Genomic DNA, 1,843 nt, shown 5'->3' on the forward strand with positions numbered 1-1,843 from the left:
ACCCCGGAAGGCGCGGCGGCCATGCTGGTCTACCAGGATGCCGACGGGGCCCGCATCGGCCTGTATCTGCGGCCGCGCAGCGACCGCTTCAGCCAGGGCGAGCGCCGCGATGGGCGCCTGCTGGCGCAGTACTGGGCCGAGGGAAATACCGCCTTCGCGCTGGTCGGGCCGGCCACCCAGGCACGGATGCGCCAGTTGCGACCGTTGTTGCACACCGCGGGCTGACGCCCGTCAGGACATCAGCCCGCAGCGGTGATGCTCAGCGGCCGTAACGGGTCTTGAGCATCGCCCAGGCCGAGCGCAGCGCCAGCGCTTCGCCCCCGGCCGGACGGCCCGCGCGCTCGCTGTCGTTCCACGCGTACACGTCCAGATGCGCCCAGGTCTGGCCGGCTTCGATGAAGCGTTCCAGATACAGCGCAGCGGTGACCGAGCCGGCCATGCGCGAACCGGCATTGGCCATGTCGGCGATACCGCTGTTGAGGTAGCGCAGGTACGGGCGCCACAACGGCATGCGCCAGACCGGATCGCGGGTGGCGTCGCCGGCATCGAGCCACTGCTGGGCCAGGGTGTCGTCGTTGGCGAACAGCGCCGGCAGGTCCGGGCCGAGCGCGATCCGCGCCGCGCCGGTGAGCGTGGCGAAATCGATGATCGCCTCGGGCTGCTGCTCGCTGGCATAGGCCAGCGCATCGCACAGCACCAGCCGGCCCTCGGCATCGGTGTTGTCGATTTCCACGGTGATGCCCTTGCGGGTGGTGATGACCTCGCCGGGACGGAACGCGTCCGGGCCGACCGCGTTCTCCACCGCGGCGACCAGCAGGGTCAGCCGCACCGGCAGTTCCTGCGCCATCACCAGCCCGGCCAGCGCCAGCGCGTGGGCGGCGCCGCCCATGTCCTTTTTCATGTTGCGCATGCCATCGGCCGGCTTCAGGTCCAGGCCGCCGGTGTCGAAACACACGCCCTTGCCGACCAGCGCCAGATGCGGCGCATCGGCCTTGCCCCAGCGCAGTGCGATCAGCCGCGGTGCACGGTGCGAGGCGCGGCCGACCGCATGGATGGTCGGGAAGTTCTGTTCCAGCAGTTCATCGCCGGCGATCACTTCCAGTTCGCCGCCATGGGCGTTCACCAGCGCACGTGCGGCATCTTCCAGCTGCTGCGGGCCCATGTCCTCGGTGGGCGTATTGACCCAGTCGCGCACGCGCAGGCAGGCGGTGATGACATCGGCCACTTCGCTGGACGGGGAGGCCAGCAGTTGCGCCGGTGCGCGTGCCGGCTTGCGGTAGCGGGCGAAGCGGTAGCTGCCCAGGCCCCAGCCCAGCTGCAGGTTGCTGGCGCTGGCCACATCAAGTTCGCCGGCCACCTTCCAGACACTGCCGGCCGGCAGCGCGAACGGGGGCGTGCGCATAGCTGTAGGCGTCGGCGCGATCACCCACGCCCAGCACCGCACCGGCCAGGCCGTCGGTGCCGGGCAGCAGCGCGACCGAGCCGGGCGCGGCGTTGAACTGCTGGCTCTTCAGCCAGGCCTGCAGGGCGGCCGGCTGCTGCGCGTTCCACGCGGCAAAACCGTTGTGGTCGAGCACGTACAGGGGGAGCGCGCGGGAAGAATCCGTGGTGAAACCATTGAGCGTGGACATGCAATACCTCTACTGCGTCTGGTGGCGGCCGCCGGTTCAGGCCAGGTGGCTGGATGCGTTGGCATCGAGCCAGTCGGCCAGTCCGGTCAGGGTGTCGAACTGCAGATCGGGCTGCAGCTCCGGATGGGTCCATGTATGTGCGTCGCGATTGATCCAGCAACCGCGCAGGCCCGCGCGGATGGCGCCGGCCACGTCCATCTCGGCGTGATCGC

At 70.0% G+C, this 1,843-nt stretch carries 3 pseudogenes; 1 reads left to right on the forward strand and 2 read right to left on the reverse strand.

The features are described from left to right. A pseudogene (locus JCM9942_RS15000) lies at positions 1–225 on the forward strand (anti-sigma factor); the annotation flags it as partial. A gap of 34 nt (positions 226–259) precedes the next feature. Here JCM9942_RS15000 and JCM9942_RS15005 read toward each other — a convergent pair. Beyond that, a pseudogene (locus JCM9942_RS15005) lies at positions 260–1,631 on the reverse strand (leucyl aminopeptidase family protein). Positions 1,632–1,667: 36 nt separating this feature from the next. Beyond that, positions 1,668–1,843: pseudogene (locus JCM9942_RS20320) on the reverse strand (HAD family hydrolase); the annotation flags it as partial.

The sequence above is a fragment of the Stenotrophomonas pictorum JCM 9942 genome (genome assembly GCF_001310775.1).
GTDB lineage: Bacteria > Pseudomonadota > Gammaproteobacteria > Xanthomonadales > Xanthomonadaceae > Stenotrophomonas > Stenotrophomonas pictorum.